This is a genomic window from Yersinia nurmii, from assembly GCF_001112925.1.
Classification (GTDB): domain Bacteria; phylum Pseudomonadota; class Gammaproteobacteria; order Enterobacterales; family Enterobacteriaceae; genus Yersinia; species Yersinia nurmii.
Window position 1 is genome coordinate 84,334 of record NZ_CPYD01000013.1, and the last position, 16,984, is coordinate 101,317.

Sequence of the window (16,984 nt, forward strand, 5' to 3'; positions counted from 1 at the left end):
CTGGTAAGATCCACAGGTTATCGGCTAGGATCCAGCGTTGAAACTGTGATCTATATTGAACTTTTGTGGCGTTAGTCGGTCGAAGAGCACAGTGAAATGATAAGGTGCCCGGCGCTTGAATCTGGTTATCCGGATGCTAAAATATTCGCGCCGAGAGTTTATGCACGATCTGCACATGCTATGAGAGGGTTTAAATGACCAAAGAAATGCAAACTTTAGCCTTAGTACCGCAAGGTAGTCTGGAAGCCTATATTCGGGCTGCCAACACCTATCCTATGCTGACAGCAGAGGAAGAGCGGGAGTTGGCTGAACGGCTGCATTACCAGGGCGATCTGGAGGCGGCTAAACAGCTAATCCTGTCTCACCTGCGCTTTGTTGCTCATGTTGCCCGTAACTATTCTGGCTACGGTCTGCCACAGGCTGATCTGATTCAGGAAGGTAATATTGGCTTGATGAAAGCAGTTCGTCGGTTCAACCCGGAAGTCGGGGTGCGTCTGGTGTCCTTCGCGGTACACTGGATCAAAGCAGAAATTCATGAATATGTTCTGCGCAACTGGCGTATTGTCAAAGTCGCAACCACCAAAGCACAGCGTAAGTTGTTCTTTAACCTGCGTAAAACCAAACAGCGTTTAGGTTGGTTTAATCAGGAAGAAGTGGAAATGGTTGCCAAAGAGCTGGGTGTGACCAGCAAAGACGTTCGTGAAATGGAATCTCGCATGTCCGCGCAGGATATGACTTTTGACCCAACTCCGGACGATGAAGTACGCGACGGCCAGTCTATGGCTCCAGTTCTGTATTTGCAGGATAAAACTTCTGATTTTGCCGATGGTATTGAAGAAGATAACTGGGAAAGCCACGCAGCGGATAAACTGACCTATGCGTTGGAAGGTTTGGACGAGCGTAGCCAGCACATTATCCGTGCCCGTTGGCTGGATGATGACAACAAATCTACTTTGCAGGAGCTGGCCGATCAGTACGGCGTTTCTGCAGAACGCGTTCGTCAGCTTGAAAAGAACGCGATGAAAAAGTTACGCATGGCTATCGAAGCCTAAGAGCAACATCCGCGTGAAGCTAAAGACAGAAAAGGGCGATAATTATTTATCGCCCTTTTGTTTTTTTAGTTTTCATCAATCTGATTCATATGATTTTCTTCCGCATTAGCTTTTAACTGCTATCCGTTCATTTCAATATTCGTTTTTTTGAGACGCCTATCGGTAACGGCATTTGGATTTCCGTACACTATCGTAATAAGTGTTTCCCTTTAATTCTCCCGCGTTTCTAGACAGGAAGTCCATGCGTCAAAACCATCTTGAAGAAACCACCGCACGGCAGATTGTTCAGCGCGCCATGAGTATCATCCAGTACTCGGTTAATGTCATGAATGATAAAGGCATTATTATTGCTTCTGGAGATCCGCTGCGCCTTAATCAGCGCCATGAAGGTGCGGTGCTGGCCTTAATGGAAAATCGAGTGGTAGAAATTGATTGTGCTACTGCTGCCAAGTTGAAGGGAGTCAAACCTGGAATTAACCTGCCGATTATTTTTCACCAGCAGTTGGTAGGCGTCATTGGCATTTCTGGTGAACCGGCGCAGGTTCGAGCTTATGCCGAGTTAGTGCGGATGGCTGCAGAGCTGATTCTGGAACAGGCTGCGTTGTTAGAACAAACCCAGTGGGAAAAACGCTATCGGGAAGAGTTAGTCAGCCAATTATTGGCTGAGCATCAGCAAAACACATCAATAGGTTCAATGGCGGCCTATTTGGGGCTGAATTTAACCCTGCCGCGTATCGCTTTGATTATCGAACTGAATCGACCAGACCATGAATCTCTGCGCCAGCTTATTGATGCGCTGGATGCGACTGGTCGTGATCATCTGGTTAGCATGAATGGTTTTAATCAATTAGTGATGCTAAAACCGCTGGCGTTGGCTGCTGGAGATAAACCGTCACGTCCTTTAAATAAGCAGCTTCAGCCCTTTGTGACACAGCTTCAGGCGCGTTTCGATGTCCGCATTTTTGTTGGCGGCCAATTTCCCGGCGTTGAAGGTATTCGTCGTTCTTATCTCACCGCTCGTGCGGCGCAGGGAATGGCTGAACGGCTTGGATTAAGGCATAAAACGCTGTATTACAACGATTACTCTCTGCCGGCGCTGTTAGGGGAGTTTGCGGGGACTTGGCAGGCAGAGGAATTGGGCACCAGTTGGGTACAGCTTTGCGCTGCGGATGGTAAAGGTGTGCTAAGACAGACGCTGCAACAGTATTTTGATCAGAATTGTGATCTGTCTCAATCAGCCCGGCAGCTACATATTCATGTGAATACCTTGCGCTATCGCCTACAAAAAATAGAAGAAATAACGGGTTTAAAAATCAATCAGTTATCTTCTTTATTGCGCTTGTATATCGGTCTACAAATCTACGGCTGATTTGTGGCTTCCTACAATTACATCTCGTTTATCCTACTCATTTTCTGGTCAATCCTCCCATGCCTTTCTTTGGTGAAGTTTACATAATGCCTGCTCCTTACCCTGAAAAATAAAATTAGAAAGTACACTGGGAGCAGAACATGATAACGGTTTCAGCTTTAGGCGCGCTGGTGGCACTTATTGTCTCCATCGTGCTGATATTACGTAAAGTTCCGCCGGTTTACGGCATGATGGCTGGCGCGCTCGCCGGTGGATTAGTCGGTGGAGCGGATCTGATTCAAACCGTCAGCCTGATGATCAGCGGCGCTCAGGGCATTACCAATGCGGTGCTGCGTATTCTGGCGGCTGGTGTGCTTGCGGGAGTGTTAATTGAATCCGGCGCGGCAAATACCATTGCAGAAACAATTGTGCGTAAAGTGGGTGAGAAACGCGCACTGTTGGCTTTGGCGGTAGCGACTATGCTGTTAACCGCCGTTGGCGTATTTATTGATGTAGCGGTGATTACCGTTGCACCTATTGCTTTGGCGATTGCTCATCGGGCCGATATTTCCAAAATGGCTATTCTGCTGGCGATGATTGGCGGCGGTAAGGCGGGCAACGTGATGTCCCCGAACCCAAATACTATTGCGGCCGCAGACAGTTTCCATGTACCCCTGACCTCTCTGATGGCCGCCGGCATTATCCCCGGTTTGTTTGGCTTGGTTGTGGCCTATTATTTAGCTAAGCGTCTGAAACATAAAGGCAGCAAGGTTAACGCCGATGAGCTGATTGTGCATGAAACCAACCAGCTTCCATCCTTTACCGCTGCGATTTCGGCTCCGTTAGTGGCTATCGCTCTGCTGGCTTTGCGCCCAATTGCGGGTATTACCATAGATCCTCTGCTGGCTCTGCCGCTGGGTGGCTTAGTTGGCGCAGTGATCATGGGGCGCTGGCGTGAATCGAATCGCTATATGATTTCCGGTTTGAGTCGCATGGCACCGGTTGCCATTATGCTGCTGGGAACCGGTACTTTGGCGGGCATTATTGCTAATTCCGGCTTAAAAGACGTACTGATCGAAGGGTTAACGGCATCAGGTATGCCTGCTTATCTGTTAGCGCCGATTTCCGGAGCGCTGATGTCGATGGCAACGGCGTCAACCACGGCAGGTACCGCGGTGGCTTCTGCGGTATTCAGTTCAACATTGTTGGATCTTGGCGTAACGGCACTGGCTGGCGCAGCCATGGTACACGCCGGTGCGACGGTACTGGATCACATGCCACACGGCAGTTTCTTCCATGCAACCGGCGGCAGCGTCAATATGCAGGTGCATGAGCGTTTGAAACTGTTGCCATACGAAACGTTGGTGGGCTTCACCATTGCACTGGTTTCCACGCTGATGTTCGGCGTATTTAACCTAGCGGGTTAACGAGGTATTTGATGAAAATTGTTATTGCGCCCGATTCATTCAAAGAAAGCCTGACGGCAATGCAGGTTGCAGAAGCTATTGAACAAGGTTTTCGTGAGATTTACCCGCAGGCTGATTACGTTAAATTACCCATGGCTGACGGTGGAGAAGGCACCGTTGAATCAATGGTTGCTGCGACCGGTGGCGACATTATTCAAGTTGAAGTCAGCGGGCCGCTGAGTCAGTCAGTACAGGCTTTTTACGGCTGGCTGGGCGACGGTGAAACGGCGGTGATTGAAATGGCGGCGGCCTCGGGTTTGCATCTGGTGCGGCAGGAACAGCGTAATCCGCTACATACCAGTAGTTTTGGCACCGGCCAGCTCATTCTGTCGGCGTTGGATAAAGGCGCGCGTAAAATCATTCTGGGAATTGGTGGCAGTGCCACCAACGATGGTGGCGCTGGCATGATGCAGGCGCTGGGCGCGCATTTTCTCGATGCTCAGGGTGAAGAGCTGCCCGGCGGCGGCGCGGCGCTAAGTCGATTACATCATATTGATTTATCAATGTTGGATGAGCGGTTAGCTCAAACCGAGATCATCGTAGCCTGTGATGTCGATAACCCGCTGTGTGGAGCGAAGGGCGCTTCTGCCGTATTTGGCCCTCAGAAAGGGGCAACGCCTGAGATGGTCAGCACGCTGGATGGCGCGTTACGCCACTACGGTGAGCAAATTGACGCATTGACGGGGCGATCAGTGATCGACACGGCAGGAGCCGGTGCCGCAGGTGGTATGGGCGCGGCTTTGTTTGGTTTGCTCAACGCACAGCTTAAACCCGGTATCGAGATTGTTATTCAGGCATTAGGGTTAGCGGAGGCCATGAATGGCGCCGATCTGGTCATTACCGGCGAAGGCCGGATTGATAGCCAGACAATTCACGGTAAAACGCCAATTGGCGTGGCTCGGACCGCGAAAGCGCTAGGAATTCCGACTATTGCTCTGGCGGGAGGGATGACTCAGGACTACCAGGTAGTACATCAATACGGTTTAGACGCGGTATTCTCCGTGGTAAACCGTATTGTGACTTTACCCGAGGCGTTAGCGGAAGCGCAGGAAAATCTGCGCGTTACTGCACGCAACGTGGCCGCCGTATGGCGGATGGGCCAGCGGCTTTAACGCTGCCAGCCTTGCTCGCCAGAATGAAAACCACAGGCGAGCATAAATTGATCCATTTCAGAGTGTCCAACACCAGGGACCTCGCCATAACTCAACTGCCAGTGCTGAACGGCTGGCAGTTGACGCAGGGTTTCTTCTACCAGATACAATCCGACCCCGCGACGACGGGTCACTTCCCGTACCAATAAATCCTTTAGCTCCGCCCGCTCTGCACTCAGTCGGACTTTCACTGCTCCCAGCAATCTTTGATTAAAACGTGCGGCGAATAGCGGCCTACCTGCATCAATCCAGTTCTGCCAGTCGGCGGGTTGCTGTTTTGGCCAGATTTTTGCCAGATCGATAAGATCTTGATGTGACAGGTGAGTTAAGCGCTCAATGGTCAATTTCATCGGGGATGTTCCGAATAAAAAGTAGAGGGATAGTGTACTGGATCTGAGAGGAAGCGCATGTGTAAGTTTTTCTGTACGTGAACGGCGGAAAATGTTTTTCACGCCGCGCATTTTCCGAGTTAAAAATTAGTAAATGGAATGATAACCAGCACAACCCACTATCTATTGTACAAATACCCTACAAATAGCACCTTATTTTATCTTGTTTACACCGCTTGTTTCTGCTTGTCTGAGTTGATTTGCAGCATAAAACTCCTGTTTAATGGTCTGAAAAATAAAGTCTTATTAGAAAATATTGCCATATAAAAGACTAAATCATTATTACTTATGGATAAAAACTAAAAGTAGCGATGAATTGGCCCGGCAAACACAACAGTACGTTCACAATGACAGATGGGGAATGCGCGGATGAAATTGACAAAAAGTAAGGCGTTGCTGGCGGGCTGTATGGTTATGGCAATGAGCCATTCGGTGTTGGCGAAGGATATTAAGGTGGCTATCGTCGGTGCGATGTCTGGCCCGGTGGCGCAATATGGCGATATGGAATTTACCGGCGCACGTCAGGCCATTGCGGATATTAATGCCAAAGGCGGGATCAACGGCGATAAGCTGGTTGGTGTAGAATATGATGATGCCTGTGACCCGAAACAAGCGGTCGCCGTGGCCAACAAAGTGATTAACGATGGTATTCGCTATGTTATCGGCCACCTTTGTTCGTCTTCCACACAGCCTGCTTCAGATATTTATGAAGATGAAGGCGTGATTATGATCACCCCGGCGGCCACTAACGCAGATTTAACCACCCGTGGTTACAAAATGGTTATGCGCACTACCGGCCTGGATTCTGACCAAGGCCCAACCGCTGCGAAATACATCCTCGAAACTATTAAGCCAAAACGTATTGCCGTGGTGCATGACAAACAGCAATACGGTGAAGGTTTGGCACGCTCAGTTCGCGACAGCCTGAAAAAACAGGGCACTGACGTAGTGCTGTTCGAAGGCGTGACCGCGGGTGATAAAGATTTCTCTACGCTGGTGGCTCGCTTGAAGAAAGAAAACGTCGACTTCGTTTACTTCGGCGGTTATTACCCGGAAATGGGGCAGATTTTACGTCAGGCCAAGCAGGCTAACCTGGCAACCCGTTTTATGGGGCCAGAAGGCGTAGGTAACTCCTCGCTGTCCAATATCGCTGGTGCCGCCTCTGAAGGCATGTTGGTAACGCTGCCTAAACGTTACGATCAGGTTCCTACTAACCAGCCTATCGTCGATGCATTGAAAGCCAAGAAACTGGACCCAACCGGCCCGTTCGTCTGGACTACCTACGCTGCGTTGCAATCGCTAACCGCTGCAATGGAACGTAGTGGTAGCCAAGAGCCAGCCGATTTGGTGAAAGACCTGAAGACGGGTAAGCCGGTTGAAACCGTGATGGGGCCGTTAAGCTGGGATGAGAAAGGCGACCTGAAAGGTTTTGAATTTGGCATTTTTGAATGGCATGCCGACGGTTCTTCTACCGCCGTCAAATAACCACTCACGAAATATTCAGCAGTGAGGTTGCCTGTTACGGCAATCAGGCCCCTTTACCCGCAATGTATCCCCCGACCTCCGGGGGATGTTTCCTGCCATCATCGGTATGGAGCGGGTGGGAAGGGCGGCCAGGCAAGAGAATTAAGGGTTAGGCTATGTCAGAACAGTTTCTCTACTTTTTGCAGCAGATGTTTAACGGTGTCACCTTGGGCAGCACTTATGCGCTGATCGCTATTGGTTACACCATGGTGTACGGCATTATCGGCATGATCAACTTTGCCCACGGCGAAGTGTATATGATCGGTAGTTACGTCTCTTTTATTGTTATAGCCGCCCTAATGATGGTTGGGATCGACGCCAGTTGGCTGTTGATCGGTTCGGCTTTTGTTGTGGCCATTGTGATCGCCAGCGCCTATGGCTGGAGCATTGAACGGGTAGCCTACAAGCCGGTACGCAGTTCTAAGCGTTTGATCGCTTTGATCTCGGCGATCGGGATGTCTATCTTCCTGCAAAACTATGTCAGCCTGACTCAGGGATCGCGAGATTTGGCTCTACCTAGTCTGGTCACCGGTCAGTGGACGTTGGCGGAAAGCAACGGTTTTGCCGCGACGATAAGCACGATGCAGCTGACCATCTGGATTGTGACCTTCCTCGCTATGCTGGCACTGACGCTATTTATTCGTTATTCCCGAATGGGGCGAGCTTGTCGAGCCTGTGCGGAAGATCTGAAAATGGCCAGCCTGCTGGGTATTAATACCGACAGGGTTATCTCCCTGACCTTTGTCATCGGCGCAGTGATGGCGGCGGTGGCTGGCGTGTTATTAGGGCAATTCTACGGCGTAATTAACCCTTACATCGGTTTTATGGCGGGAATGAAGGCCTTTACTGCGGCGGTACTGGGGGGGATTGGGAGTATCCCCGGAGCGATGATTGGCGGGTTAATCCTCGGCGTAGCTGAAGCGCTAACCTCAGCTTATTTGAGTACGGAATATAAAGACGCAGTTTCATTTGCACTATTGATTGCCGTATTGCTGGTAATGCCGACAGGAATTCTTGGCCGTCCGGAGGTAGAGAAAGTATGAAGCAACTTAACTTCGTCAATGCGATTATCTCTACTTTAGTGATGCTGGTGCTGGCCTCATTTCTGATGGGGCTACAATTGGCACTGGACGGCACGCGTTTGGTGGTGCACGGCGCGGGTGAGGTGCGCTGGATGTGGATCGCTATTGGTTGTGCCGTGGTGTTTCTCTTCCAGCTATTCCGGCCGTTAATGCAACAAGGCATGAAGAAGGTCTCTGGCCCAAGCTGGGTTTTACCGAGCTTTGACGCGACAACCACCAGACAAAAGCTGTTAGCTGCGCTGATTATCGCAGCGGCGGTGATATGGCCATTTCTGGTATCGCGCGGAACGGTTGATATCGCCACTCTAACGCTGATTTACATCATGTTGGGCTTGGGTTTGAACGTGGTGGTTGGGTTGTCTGGCTTACTGGTGTTGGGTTACGGCGGTTTTTACGCGATTGGCGCATATACCTACGCGCTGTTGAATCATTATTACGGTCTGGGATTTTGGGAAAGCCTGCCGCTGGCAGGGCTGGTAGCGGCGATGTTCGGTTTTTTGCTTGGTTTCCCAGTATTACGGCTGCGGGGTGATTATCTGGCTATAGTCACGTTGGGTTTCGGCGAAATCGTTCGTATTTTGCTGTTGAATAATACTGAAATTACCGGCGGCCCTAACGGTATCGGCCAGATCCCTAAACCGACTCTGTTTGGTCTGGAATTTAGTCGTACGACCAAAGACGGCGGTTGGGATACCTTCCATAATTTCTTTGGTCTGGCTTACGATCCAGGTGACCGTATTATTTTCCTGTATCTGGTAGCGCTGCTGCTGGTAATACTGACGCTATTTATCATCAACCGCTTGTTACGTATGCCGTTAGGGCGGGCGTGGGAAGCGCTACGTGAAGATGAAATTGCCTGTCGCTCATTGGGTTTAAGCCCAACCAAAATTAAGCTGACCGCCTTTACCATCAGTGCGGCCTTCGCTGGTTTCGCTGGAACGCTGTTTGCCGCTCGTCAGGGCTTTGTCAGCCCCGAGTCTTTTACCTTTGTCGAATCGGCTTTTGTACTCGCCATCGTGGTATTGGGCGGTATGGGTTCGCAATTTGCAGTCATTCTGGCGGCGATTTTGCTGGTGGTTTCGCGAGAGTTAATGCGTGATTTGAATGCATACAGCATGTTGTTACTGGGGGCGTTGATGGTGTTGATGATGATTTGGCGTCCACAGGGATTGTTACCGATGAAACGCCCGGAGCTGAAATTAAAAGCGGCTGATGCGAAAGAAAAACAGGGGGAGCAGGCATGAATGCGCAACCTTTGTTAAGGGTAGAAGGGCTGTCGATGCGTTTTGGCGGGCTGCTGGCGGTCAATAACGTTGGGTTAACGCTAAATGAAGGTGAAATTGTTTCGCTGATTGGCCCAAACGGTGCTGGAAAGACCACAATCTTCAATTGCTTGACTGGTTTTTATCGCCCAACCGGTGGCAGTATCAAGCTGCGGGATCGTCATCTGGAAGGCTTACCGGGTCAGGCTATCGCCCGAATGGGGGTGATTCGTACCTTCCAGCACGTGCGTTTGTTCCGCGAAATGACGGTAATTGAAAACCTTTTGGTGGCACAACACCAGCACCTAAAAAGTGGCGTATTTGCCGGATTGCTGAAAACACCAGCGTTTCGTCGGGCGGAAGCGGATGCGTTGTCTCGTGCCGCGACATGGCTGGATCGCGTTGGTTTACTGACGTTCGCTAATCGGCAGGCGGGAAATCTGGCTTATGGTCAGCAGCGGCGTCTGGAAATTGCTCGCTGTATGGTCACTCGGCCGGAGCTGCTAATGCTGGATGAGCCAGCGGCTGGCTTGAATCCCAAAGAAACTGACGAGCTCAATCAATTGATTATGGAACTACGGGATCATCATCAAGTTTCAGTGCTATTGATTGAACATGATATGAAGTTGGTGATGGGCATTTCCGATCGCATTTATGTGGTGAATCAGGGAACGCCGTTGGCGCAGGGTACTCCGGCGGAAATTCGCAATAATCCGGATGTCATCCGGGCCTATTTGGGTGAATAAAAGTGGGTGAGGCTTAATATGTTGTCATTGAATCAGGTTTCAGCCCACTACGGCAAAATTCAGGCTTTACATCAGGTAAGTCTGCATATTCAACAGGGCGAGATTGTCACGCTGATTGGCGCAAATGGGGCAGGGAAGACTACTCTGTTGGGCACGCTGTGCGGCGAACCTCGCGCTACGGAAGGCACTATCCATTTTCTCGACCGGGAGATTACCGACTGGCAAACCGCACGAATAATGCGTGAGGCTATCGCAATCGTACCCGAAGGTAGGCGGGTATTTTCTCGCATGACGGTGGAGGAAAATTTGGCGATGGGCGGCTTCTTTGCCAACCGCGAGCAGTATCAGCAACGTATTGAACGTGTTTATGATTTATTTCCGCGCTTGCATGAAAGGCGAATCCAGCGTTCCGGAACGATGTCTGGTGGCGAGCAGCAAATGCTGGCTATCGGGCGCGCTTTAATGAGTCAGCCCAAGTTGCTATTGCTGGACGAACCTTCGCTGGGATTGGCGCCGATTATTATTTTGCAGATTTTCGATACTATTCAGCAACTGCGGGAGGAGGGCATGACTATTTTCCTGGTAGAGCAGAACGCGAATCAGGCTTTAAAACTGGCGGATAGAGGCTATGTGTTGGAAAACGGGCACATCGTACTGGAAGATACCGGTGCAGCGTTATTAGCCAATGAAGCGGTACGTTCGGCTTATCTGGGGGGGTAATTCCTTCGAAGGCTCGGTTTTATCGAGCCTTTTTTGTTCCGTTTAGACGCTTGTCGGTCAAGAGTGCGGTGTAATAGTAAAAGACAATGTATCGGAATAAAGGCCCTGTTCGGTGCTGTCAGTCGGGAATAGCGAGATTCTTGGTAACCAGCAGATTTTTTTCCTCCACCCGTTTCCCATTGGAGCTTGTTGTTTGAGATTTATGGTGTAGGAACCAGGCAGTGCAAAGCTGGAGCCAGTATTATCCACTAGCTCAACCGCATAGTGGATCTGCATATCTGAGTCTTTCATCAGGCTAAAATGGCTGTCCGACTGCGTGGGGTTTTTGCCGGTAGCCGTTATGGTATAGCTCGGATTATCTAACCCTAGTGGCGTATAATTCAGGCAAAGCATACTTCTTCTGGGATAAATCATTTGAGCCGTTAGCCCATTTTTTTTATATGAATTGAGTCTATATAAATCAATAGGTTTTAGTTGCCAGACGGCGGAACTCAGCTTGAATTGAGGATCGACATATAATGCTGCTGGAGCTTGTACCGTTTGGATATTAACTGTGTCACAGGTATTTCCATCGCGCCCAAAAGTAACGGCATTCTCATCGATTAACCGATAGATTTTATCACCGACGGAATACTGGTAACCCAAAGTTGCATTAACGGCTAAATACTTTAGATCTTTGGTGGGGGTTCTGAGCGTAATCTTCATTTGTTGCTGAAACGGCACATCGTGTGTAAAGACAAGTTTGTTGTGGTCTTCAAATCTAGTTGGTTGCTCGCCGTTTAAGCTACTTGCTGAAATGTTGTATTGAACTAAGTCTTTATGACCTTCCTCGTCGAAAAAAAATAAATTTAGTACCGTCGCTTCCGGCTGGTCTGGGATGGGTATGTTTTCGCTTAGATTAAATCTGTCCCGTAGAATTTGTTTTAATTTAATGTCATGAACAAAGGCGTTAAAACTGATCTTAATAAATCTGTCATTTAGACCGAGCGCCATCCGACAATTGGTATAATTATGGGAAAGCGGCGTTACTGCCGTGGTAATTTGAGCCAGAGCCTCTGTCGAAGTAAAAACCAGCGCACCGACGAAGGCGCAAAAATTTCGATAATCCGCAGTTTTTTTCATCATTCTTCCCTGTCTGATGTATGCATATTTAGTAGGAATATTATGATTCCGCTTCAAAAATCAACGTTAAAACTCCTTGATATAATCCTGCGTTATGACTTCCGACGGGCGGTTTGGCCGAAATATCCAACGTATAGCTATCGGTATTCCATCCCCCGAATCTATTTATAGGGTAAAAGATAAGTGGGGGAGATTTTTCATCGGGAATGATTTGCAAGGATGCTGCATTGTCCCCCCAGCGAACTTCTGCCGGTGAGAATGCTTTATTTGCACCGCCCTTATTTTGGGGGGGGGGTGTAAAATAAGTGGCTGTTGTTGCCAGACTCTGAATCCTCCCCCTCCTTTCACACGCCGGATTTTTACAGCGACACAGGTTTGCGCGTGATAGATTTTTTTTCCCTGTATCAGAGAGCGCTTTAAACTTATATTGTTAAGCGGTCCTTCTCTGCATGTCTCAATAATGATTTTCGGTTGTTCGGTTATTTCCACGCTGACATCAATATCCCCAATGGGAATAGGATTTGCGGCTATTGCTGGAAATGGCAACGTAAAAAATAATAATGTGAATTGAACGGGGCGAATCTTCATAAAACCTCCTATTCTCCGCCGCGTTTGCAGGGAAGCGTGACGGATTGCCCATCGACTATTGCCGTTACTTCACGTCCTTTAAGCTGCCGCTGTTGGTTGGGATAGAGATTAAAATCGATATTGGGCGATAAATTTCGCCAGCGCTGGCGGATATTTCCCCGGTTATACAATGTCACTCCCTCTGCGTCGCAGCGGTGTTGCCAGCGTGATTCTGGCTTTTGGGGCAGGTGCCGAATCAGCCCCATATACGCGATTTGCACGCCAATCACTGAGCCAGATTCACCCTGAGTTTTCAGAATCTGCTTAGGCATGATGCTTAGCCGATAAACCTGCTCTTTATTCGGTTGTCCGAGCGCTTTTAGCGTGATTTTTCCGCTCTGGTTGGCTCCCAGCGTTAATTTCATTGGCGCTGCGAATAGCAATGGTTGGGCGATCGTGCCTAGCGGAGTTAAAGACTCTTGCTCTGGCGGAACTCCGGGGTTATTCAGGCGATATAATTCAATCGCAACGTATTGGGTGTTTTCCCCGGTATTGATTACTTCAATATGAGTTTCTTCAGCCTCGACTTTGACAATATGTGGGCGTAAATCAATGGCGCTGATCGTTTCTAACGGTAAGGTTATTAACATTGACGATAATAGTAAGGGCAGAAGGCTGTCATTCGCAGTCATAGTTAATCGTCTCGCCATCCACCTTTCCTGATAGTTTTCTTGCTGGAGTAAGATAAGGAACGCCAGGATAGATATTCTTACTGCTTATGATTTCTTTTTTAGTTCCCTTTTCATTTAGCGCTGACACATCCTTTAGTTCGGTGAATTTGCGGTGAATATTGCCTTTTGCTATGAGTTGGACGTTACCCTTTACGCATATGTAAGGCTCCTCCCCCTTCAACTGTGCCGCTTTTTCCGGTACGTGGTGTATCAATACGCCATAACCGACACTGATAATCATTGGTGCACTGATATCTTTTGCTGGTTCTGTCGAATGGCTGGCAGCTTTCAGGTTGTGTACCGGTTTGAGATAAAGCCGGTAAAGAGTTTCCTGCTGTGGACTCTTGAGCGGGATAATGGAAACCTCGCGCTCCTGATTGGGAGCCAGAGTGATGCGGGTTGGATTGAAAATCATCTCTGGATGTTTAATTTCCCCAATCGGGGTTTTTATTTCTTTAGCCTCGCCGGGGTTTTCCACTTTGAACAAAGAAACCTCCAAGAACAGTGGATTATCACCGTTGTTAAAGACCCGAATCTTCTGTGATTTTTGTATTCCTTCAATAGTCGTGCGCGTTGGGTCTGCGATGAGATTAGCAAAGGCCAGATTATTGCTAGCAGATAAAAGCAACAGTAGGGCGAGTGGTAAATATCGAGGCATCGTCATTTCCTTATTCTTGAAGCCGGCTGTATTTATGAAACCAATGGCTAGTTTGGGTGGCAAAGATAGTAATGGTTACGTTGTTGGCTTAAATCACACAGAAAACTGCCTGTGTCATTTTTCACATTGATATATTTCAATACTTTCCCTGAAGAAATAGAGAACAGGCCGTTGGGATGAACTTCATCGCCGGTTTCGACAATATTGCCGGAGACGGGTTGGTTTTCCTGCGTTCTAAAGAAACCGTTGTATAGCAGAGTGAGCTGAATATCGGCTTTGGCCGAGAAAACCTGCCCCGGGTGGGCATGTATCATGTTGACCGGCAGATTAATACGCATGTCCATATCGCTGCGGCTGGTTTGAATGTCGGCAAAGCTCTGGTAGTTATAAAGTGGCACGGGTATAGCGGTAGTTCCGCCGCCGATGACCGGTTGACCTTGAACTCTAAAGCTATAAGGCACGCCAATTTCCGGCGTGGTTACCAGCATGGCACCGCCACCGAAGCCAGCCGGCCCCAAAGCAATCCCCTGAGTATTGGCCGCAAGCATACCGCTGTAACGAAGGCCGCCGAACATGGTTTGATTATTCGCTCCCACATCGATGGACAAATTACCTTGGGAGCCCTGCCGGGATACTGTGCTGCTCATACTATGGTTTTTGCCACTCAGGGTACTATTGAGGCTTAAACCGGAGCCGCCGCCATCATTTTGGCGAGAATGCTGATAATCAATACCGCTGGTTAACTGCTCATTTGCATAAATACTGGTCAGGCGAATATTATGTTGCTGGAGCATTAATCTGGCGTTGAAAAACAGGCCGTAGTCATTGGCCCGGTTATTTCGCCAATCTTTCTTTGCGCCTATCGAAAAATTAATACGGTACTGAGGTCGCTGCCAGTGCCAATCACTTTGCAGGCGATGCTGAGATCTATTCGCCGATTGATTAAAATTGTAGCTCAGAGCCGTTGGGCCAAAATGGCGACCATAAGAAAATGCGCTACTGCTTCCCATTGAGGTATAGCGGGAGACATTCGGCGTTTGATAACGGGAAATTGACCAACGCCCCAGCGTTTTATTACCACCGCTCAACCGTAGGTAGCCACCTAAACCCTGATCGCCGCTCATCAGGCCTAGCGTCGGGGCGATATCCATACTCCACAGAGACATTGGCCGCGAGATATTGCCCTCTGCAGCCCAGCGTTTATCGTTATCCATCAACATGCTGAGATTAGAATTAAACCACGGCGTGAGAAAGCTGCGCCCCAGCTGTAACAGATAAGCCGTTGGGGGATTTTTTTCTTTAAATTTTGTGGGGCGAGATTGACCGAAAGTGGCAAACCAACCGGTATTACCACCAAAACTGATATTGGCGATCGGCATGCTTTCCCGACTAATTTCGCGCCCAGAACGATCGATTAAACGAATATCGGCGTTGTAATAGCCTGACGGTAATTGGTTGTAGCTGATTTCATTACGCCCTAACTGAGCGGGGAAGCGGCGGATAAATTGTTCGTCACGGTAAATATCGAAATCCCCCGGCTGAGTGGCGTACAAAGTCAATGTTCCTGCGGAAGTGGGTTTTTCCGCCATATAACTTTGGCTTCCGAAAGTAACAAACCGATCTAGTCCAGGCGAGAGCAGCGTTTGGACTCTGGCTGCGCCGTTATCCAGATGATTCTTGCGACCAGCGCGTAAATACAATGAAGAGAAATTTTTTTGCAAATACCAGCTTTGCCCGATCCCTTTATTTGCTTCGCCCTGATGCCACCTTTGCTGCACATGGGCGGTTTTATTATAAAACCAGCTCAGGTATCCGAAGGACTGAAAGGGAAGGCCGATATAACCCTGACCATTGGCCGATATGGCACGATAATGATTGTCTGCCACACGTAAATTCAGTGATTGGTTATGAACAATTCCCCACGTGGTTGAGGGCATCAAATAATCAAGGGAGCTATCTTTAATTATTAATCGATTATTAACTTTATCCAATGTGACCCGATAACCGGATAATAAATAATCACACCCTGATTTACATTCATTATAGGCAATCTGTGGAAGTAATTTATCTAAAAGTGAAATGGTCTCTGAGTTGATACCGTTGTTTGAGAAAAGTTCTTTATCGAAAGAAATCTCTTTTGATTGAGATGAGTAATGAAGCGGCGCAGGTAGATATTTCCCATTCACCAAGCCTAATAAACTTTTCGATGAATCTTCATCTATAGCTGTAAATCCCGGCGGCGGTAAATGTTCGATCAGCACTTCGCCACGAACATAAAAAGGCATCGTCATAAGATTAAATAAAATAATTCCACTGAATATCCGGCTGGTGGTTAATACCATTGGATTCCATTCCATTATTCATGGTGATAATTTCCATTTCATTTTTTAAGTAGCGGAGTAGCAATCTCCGCTACTTAATATTAACAGTAGGCGGTTAAGCAGCAGATTCCAGCATCAGCGGGATAATGCCGGTATATCTTTCACCAGTTGAAGCATTGTTAGGGACAGTTGCGCTAACGACCAGATTAAAGTCGACATCCTTATTAAAGGTAGCTGCTCCCCCCAATCCGACTTCTAGTTCCTGAGCATCAAGGCTTACACTGAGTGCTGTAAATGCTTTTTCATTTAGGTTACCCGCGTTAGCTATTAACGTTGGTGCTCTCTCCAGATAGATGTTAACCCCAACATCACCAGGGTTTGTAGTTTTAAGCTGAACGGTTTGAGCTGATGAATAAAGTTGGCTGTCATGTAGATCGCGAGTTAACGTCATGCTACCTAGTTTTGCATTGTGTGAATCAACTAAAGAAACTACATCGGTGATTTCCGCATCTATGTTTATATCCTGTTGGCTATAATCGGCATAGGCAGCGAAACTGGTTAAAGTTGCGAACATTACGGCGGATAGGGTTAATTTTTTCATTATTAATTCCTTATAATATAATATTGAATTTCCTTATGCAGAGTTTATAACGGTATTTTATTGATGTTCTAAATAAAATACCGTTAACTCTGTGCGGAACAAACACTAGCATGATTAATATCTTTTCCTCAAGGCGATATATTGTTTCTTTGCCTTATTTGTTATTTTCATTTTTGAGTTGGATTTTTAATTTATTATATATAGATTTTTATTATTTAATTATTATCAATTAATTGAGTGTCTT

General features: G+C 48.1%; 16 protein-coding genes. 9 read left to right on the forward strand and 7 right to left on the reverse strand.

The window, feature by feature from the left end:
* Positions 1–194 precede the first annotated feature (194 nt).
* The 4 genes from rpoH (at position 195) to AD970_RS15340 (ending at position 4,978) form a co-directional block, all read left to right on the forward strand.
* Positions 195–1,052, forward strand: a complete 858-nt coding sequence (rpoH, locus tag AD970_RS15325) for an RNA polymerase sigma factor RpoH (RefSeq protein WP_049600911.1) — start codon at positions 195–197, stop codon at positions 1,050–1,052.
* Positions 1,053–1,293: 241 nt separating this feature from the next.
* On the forward strand, positions 1,294–2,421 hold the full coding sequence (locus AD970_RS15330; RefSeq protein WP_049600914.1) for a sugar diacid recognition domain-containing protein: 1,128 nt from the start codon (positions 1,294–1,296) through the stop codon (positions 2,419–2,421).
* Between the two features lie 140 nt (positions 2,422–2,561).
* Complete coding sequence (locus AD970_RS15335; protein WP_049600917.1) at positions 2,562–3,827, forward strand: GntP family permease; 1,266 nt, start codon at positions 2,562–2,564, stop codon at positions 3,825–3,827.
* Between the two features lie 11 nt (positions 3,828–3,838).
* Positions 3,839–4,978, forward strand: a complete 1,140-nt coding sequence (locus AD970_RS15340) for a glycerate kinase (protein WP_049600919.1) — start codon at positions 3,839–3,841, stop codon at positions 4,976–4,978.
* Here the strand turns inward: AD970_RS15340 and panM are convergent.
* The gene (gene panM, locus AD970_RS15345; protein WP_049600921.1) at positions 4,975–5,367 is read right to left on the reverse strand and encodes an aspartate 1-decarboxylase autocleavage activator PanM; all 393 of its coding nucleotides are present in this window, start codon (positions 5,365–5,367) and stop codon (positions 4,975–4,977) included. The genes AD970_RS15340 and panM overlap by 4 nt on opposite strands.
* A 408-nt stretch (positions 5,368–5,775) precedes the next feature.
* Between panM and AD970_RS15350 the strand changes: the two genes are divergently transcribed.
* From AD970_RS15350 to livF, 5 genes are all read left to right on the forward strand, one after another.
* Positions 5,776–6,891 (forward strand): branched-chain amino acid ABC transporter substrate-binding protein, encoded by a 1,116-nt coding sequence (locus AD970_RS15350; protein WP_049600924.1) that lies wholly within the window; start codon positions 5,776–5,778, stop codon positions 6,889–6,891.
* Between the two features lie 155 nt (positions 6,892–7,046).
* Complete coding sequence (gene livH, locus AD970_RS15355) at positions 7,047–7,973, forward strand: high-affinity branched-chain amino acid ABC transporter permease LivH (RefSeq protein WP_049600927.1); 927 nt, start codon at positions 7,047–7,049, stop codon at positions 7,971–7,973.
* Positions 7,970–9,256: a high-affinity branched-chain amino acid ABC transporter permease LivM gene (locus tag AD970_RS15360; protein ID WP_049600930.1), complete on the forward strand. Its 1,287-nt coding sequence runs from the start codon at positions 7,970–7,972 to the stop codon at positions 9,254–9,256. The genes livH and AD970_RS15360 overlap by 4 nt, the downstream gene beginning before the upstream one ends.
* Complete coding sequence (livG, locus tag AD970_RS15365) at positions 9,253–10,020, forward strand: high-affinity branched-chain amino acid ABC transporter ATP-binding protein LivG (RefSeq protein WP_049600933.1); 768 nt, start codon at positions 9,253–9,255, stop codon at positions 10,018–10,020. Before AD970_RS15360 ends, livG begins: the two co-directional genes overlap by 4 nt.
* Positions 10,021–10,038: 18 nt before the next feature.
* Positions 10,039–10,740 (forward strand): high-affinity branched-chain amino acid ABC transporter ATP-binding protein LivF, encoded by a 702-nt coding sequence (livF, locus tag AD970_RS15370; RefSeq protein WP_049600936.1) that lies wholly within the window; start codon positions 10,039–10,041, stop codon positions 10,738–10,740.
* A 57-nt stretch (positions 10,741–10,797) separates the two neighbouring features.
* On the opposite strand, the gene AD970_RS15375 is transcribed toward livF, so the two are convergent.
* The 6 genes from AD970_RS15375 to AD970_RS15400 form a co-directional block, all read right to left on the reverse strand.
* Entirely contained in the window at positions 10,798–11,865 is a 1,068-nt protein-coding gene (locus AD970_RS15375; protein ID WP_157045549.1) for a hypothetical protein, read from the reverse strand.
* 162 nt (positions 11,866–12,027) lie between these two features.
* On the reverse strand, positions 12,028–12,450 hold the full coding sequence (locus tag AD970_RS15380; protein WP_049600942.1) for a hypothetical protein: 423 nt from the start codon (positions 12,448–12,450) through the stop codon (positions 12,028–12,030).
* A gap of 8 nt (positions 12,451–12,458) precedes the next feature.
* Positions 12,459–13,139 carry a hypothetical protein gene (locus tag AD970_RS15385; protein ID WP_235786946.1) on the reverse strand — a complete coding sequence of 227 codons (681 nt, stop codon included), beginning with the start codon at positions 13,137–13,139 and terminating at the stop codon, positions 12,459–12,461.
* Complete coding sequence (locus AD970_RS15390; RefSeq protein ID WP_072080670.1) at positions 13,108–13,818, reverse strand: fimbria/pilus periplasmic chaperone; 711 nt, start codon at positions 13,816–13,818, stop codon at positions 13,108–13,110. Before AD970_RS15390 ends, AD970_RS15385 begins: the two co-directional genes overlap by 32 nt.
* Before the next feature lie 47 nt (positions 13,819–13,865).
* Positions 13,866–16,160 (reverse strand): TcfC E-set like domain-containing protein, encoded by a 2,295-nt coding sequence (locus AD970_RS15395; protein ID WP_235786947.1) that lies wholly within the window; start codon positions 16,158–16,160, stop codon positions 13,866–13,868.
* A 94-nt stretch (positions 16,161–16,254) separates the two neighbouring features.
* Complete coding sequence (locus AD970_RS15400) at positions 16,255–16,740, reverse strand: CS1 type fimbrial major subunit (RefSeq protein ID WP_049600945.1); 486 nt, start codon at positions 16,738–16,740, stop codon at positions 16,255–16,257.
* Positions 16,741–16,984 lie beyond the last annotated feature (244 nt).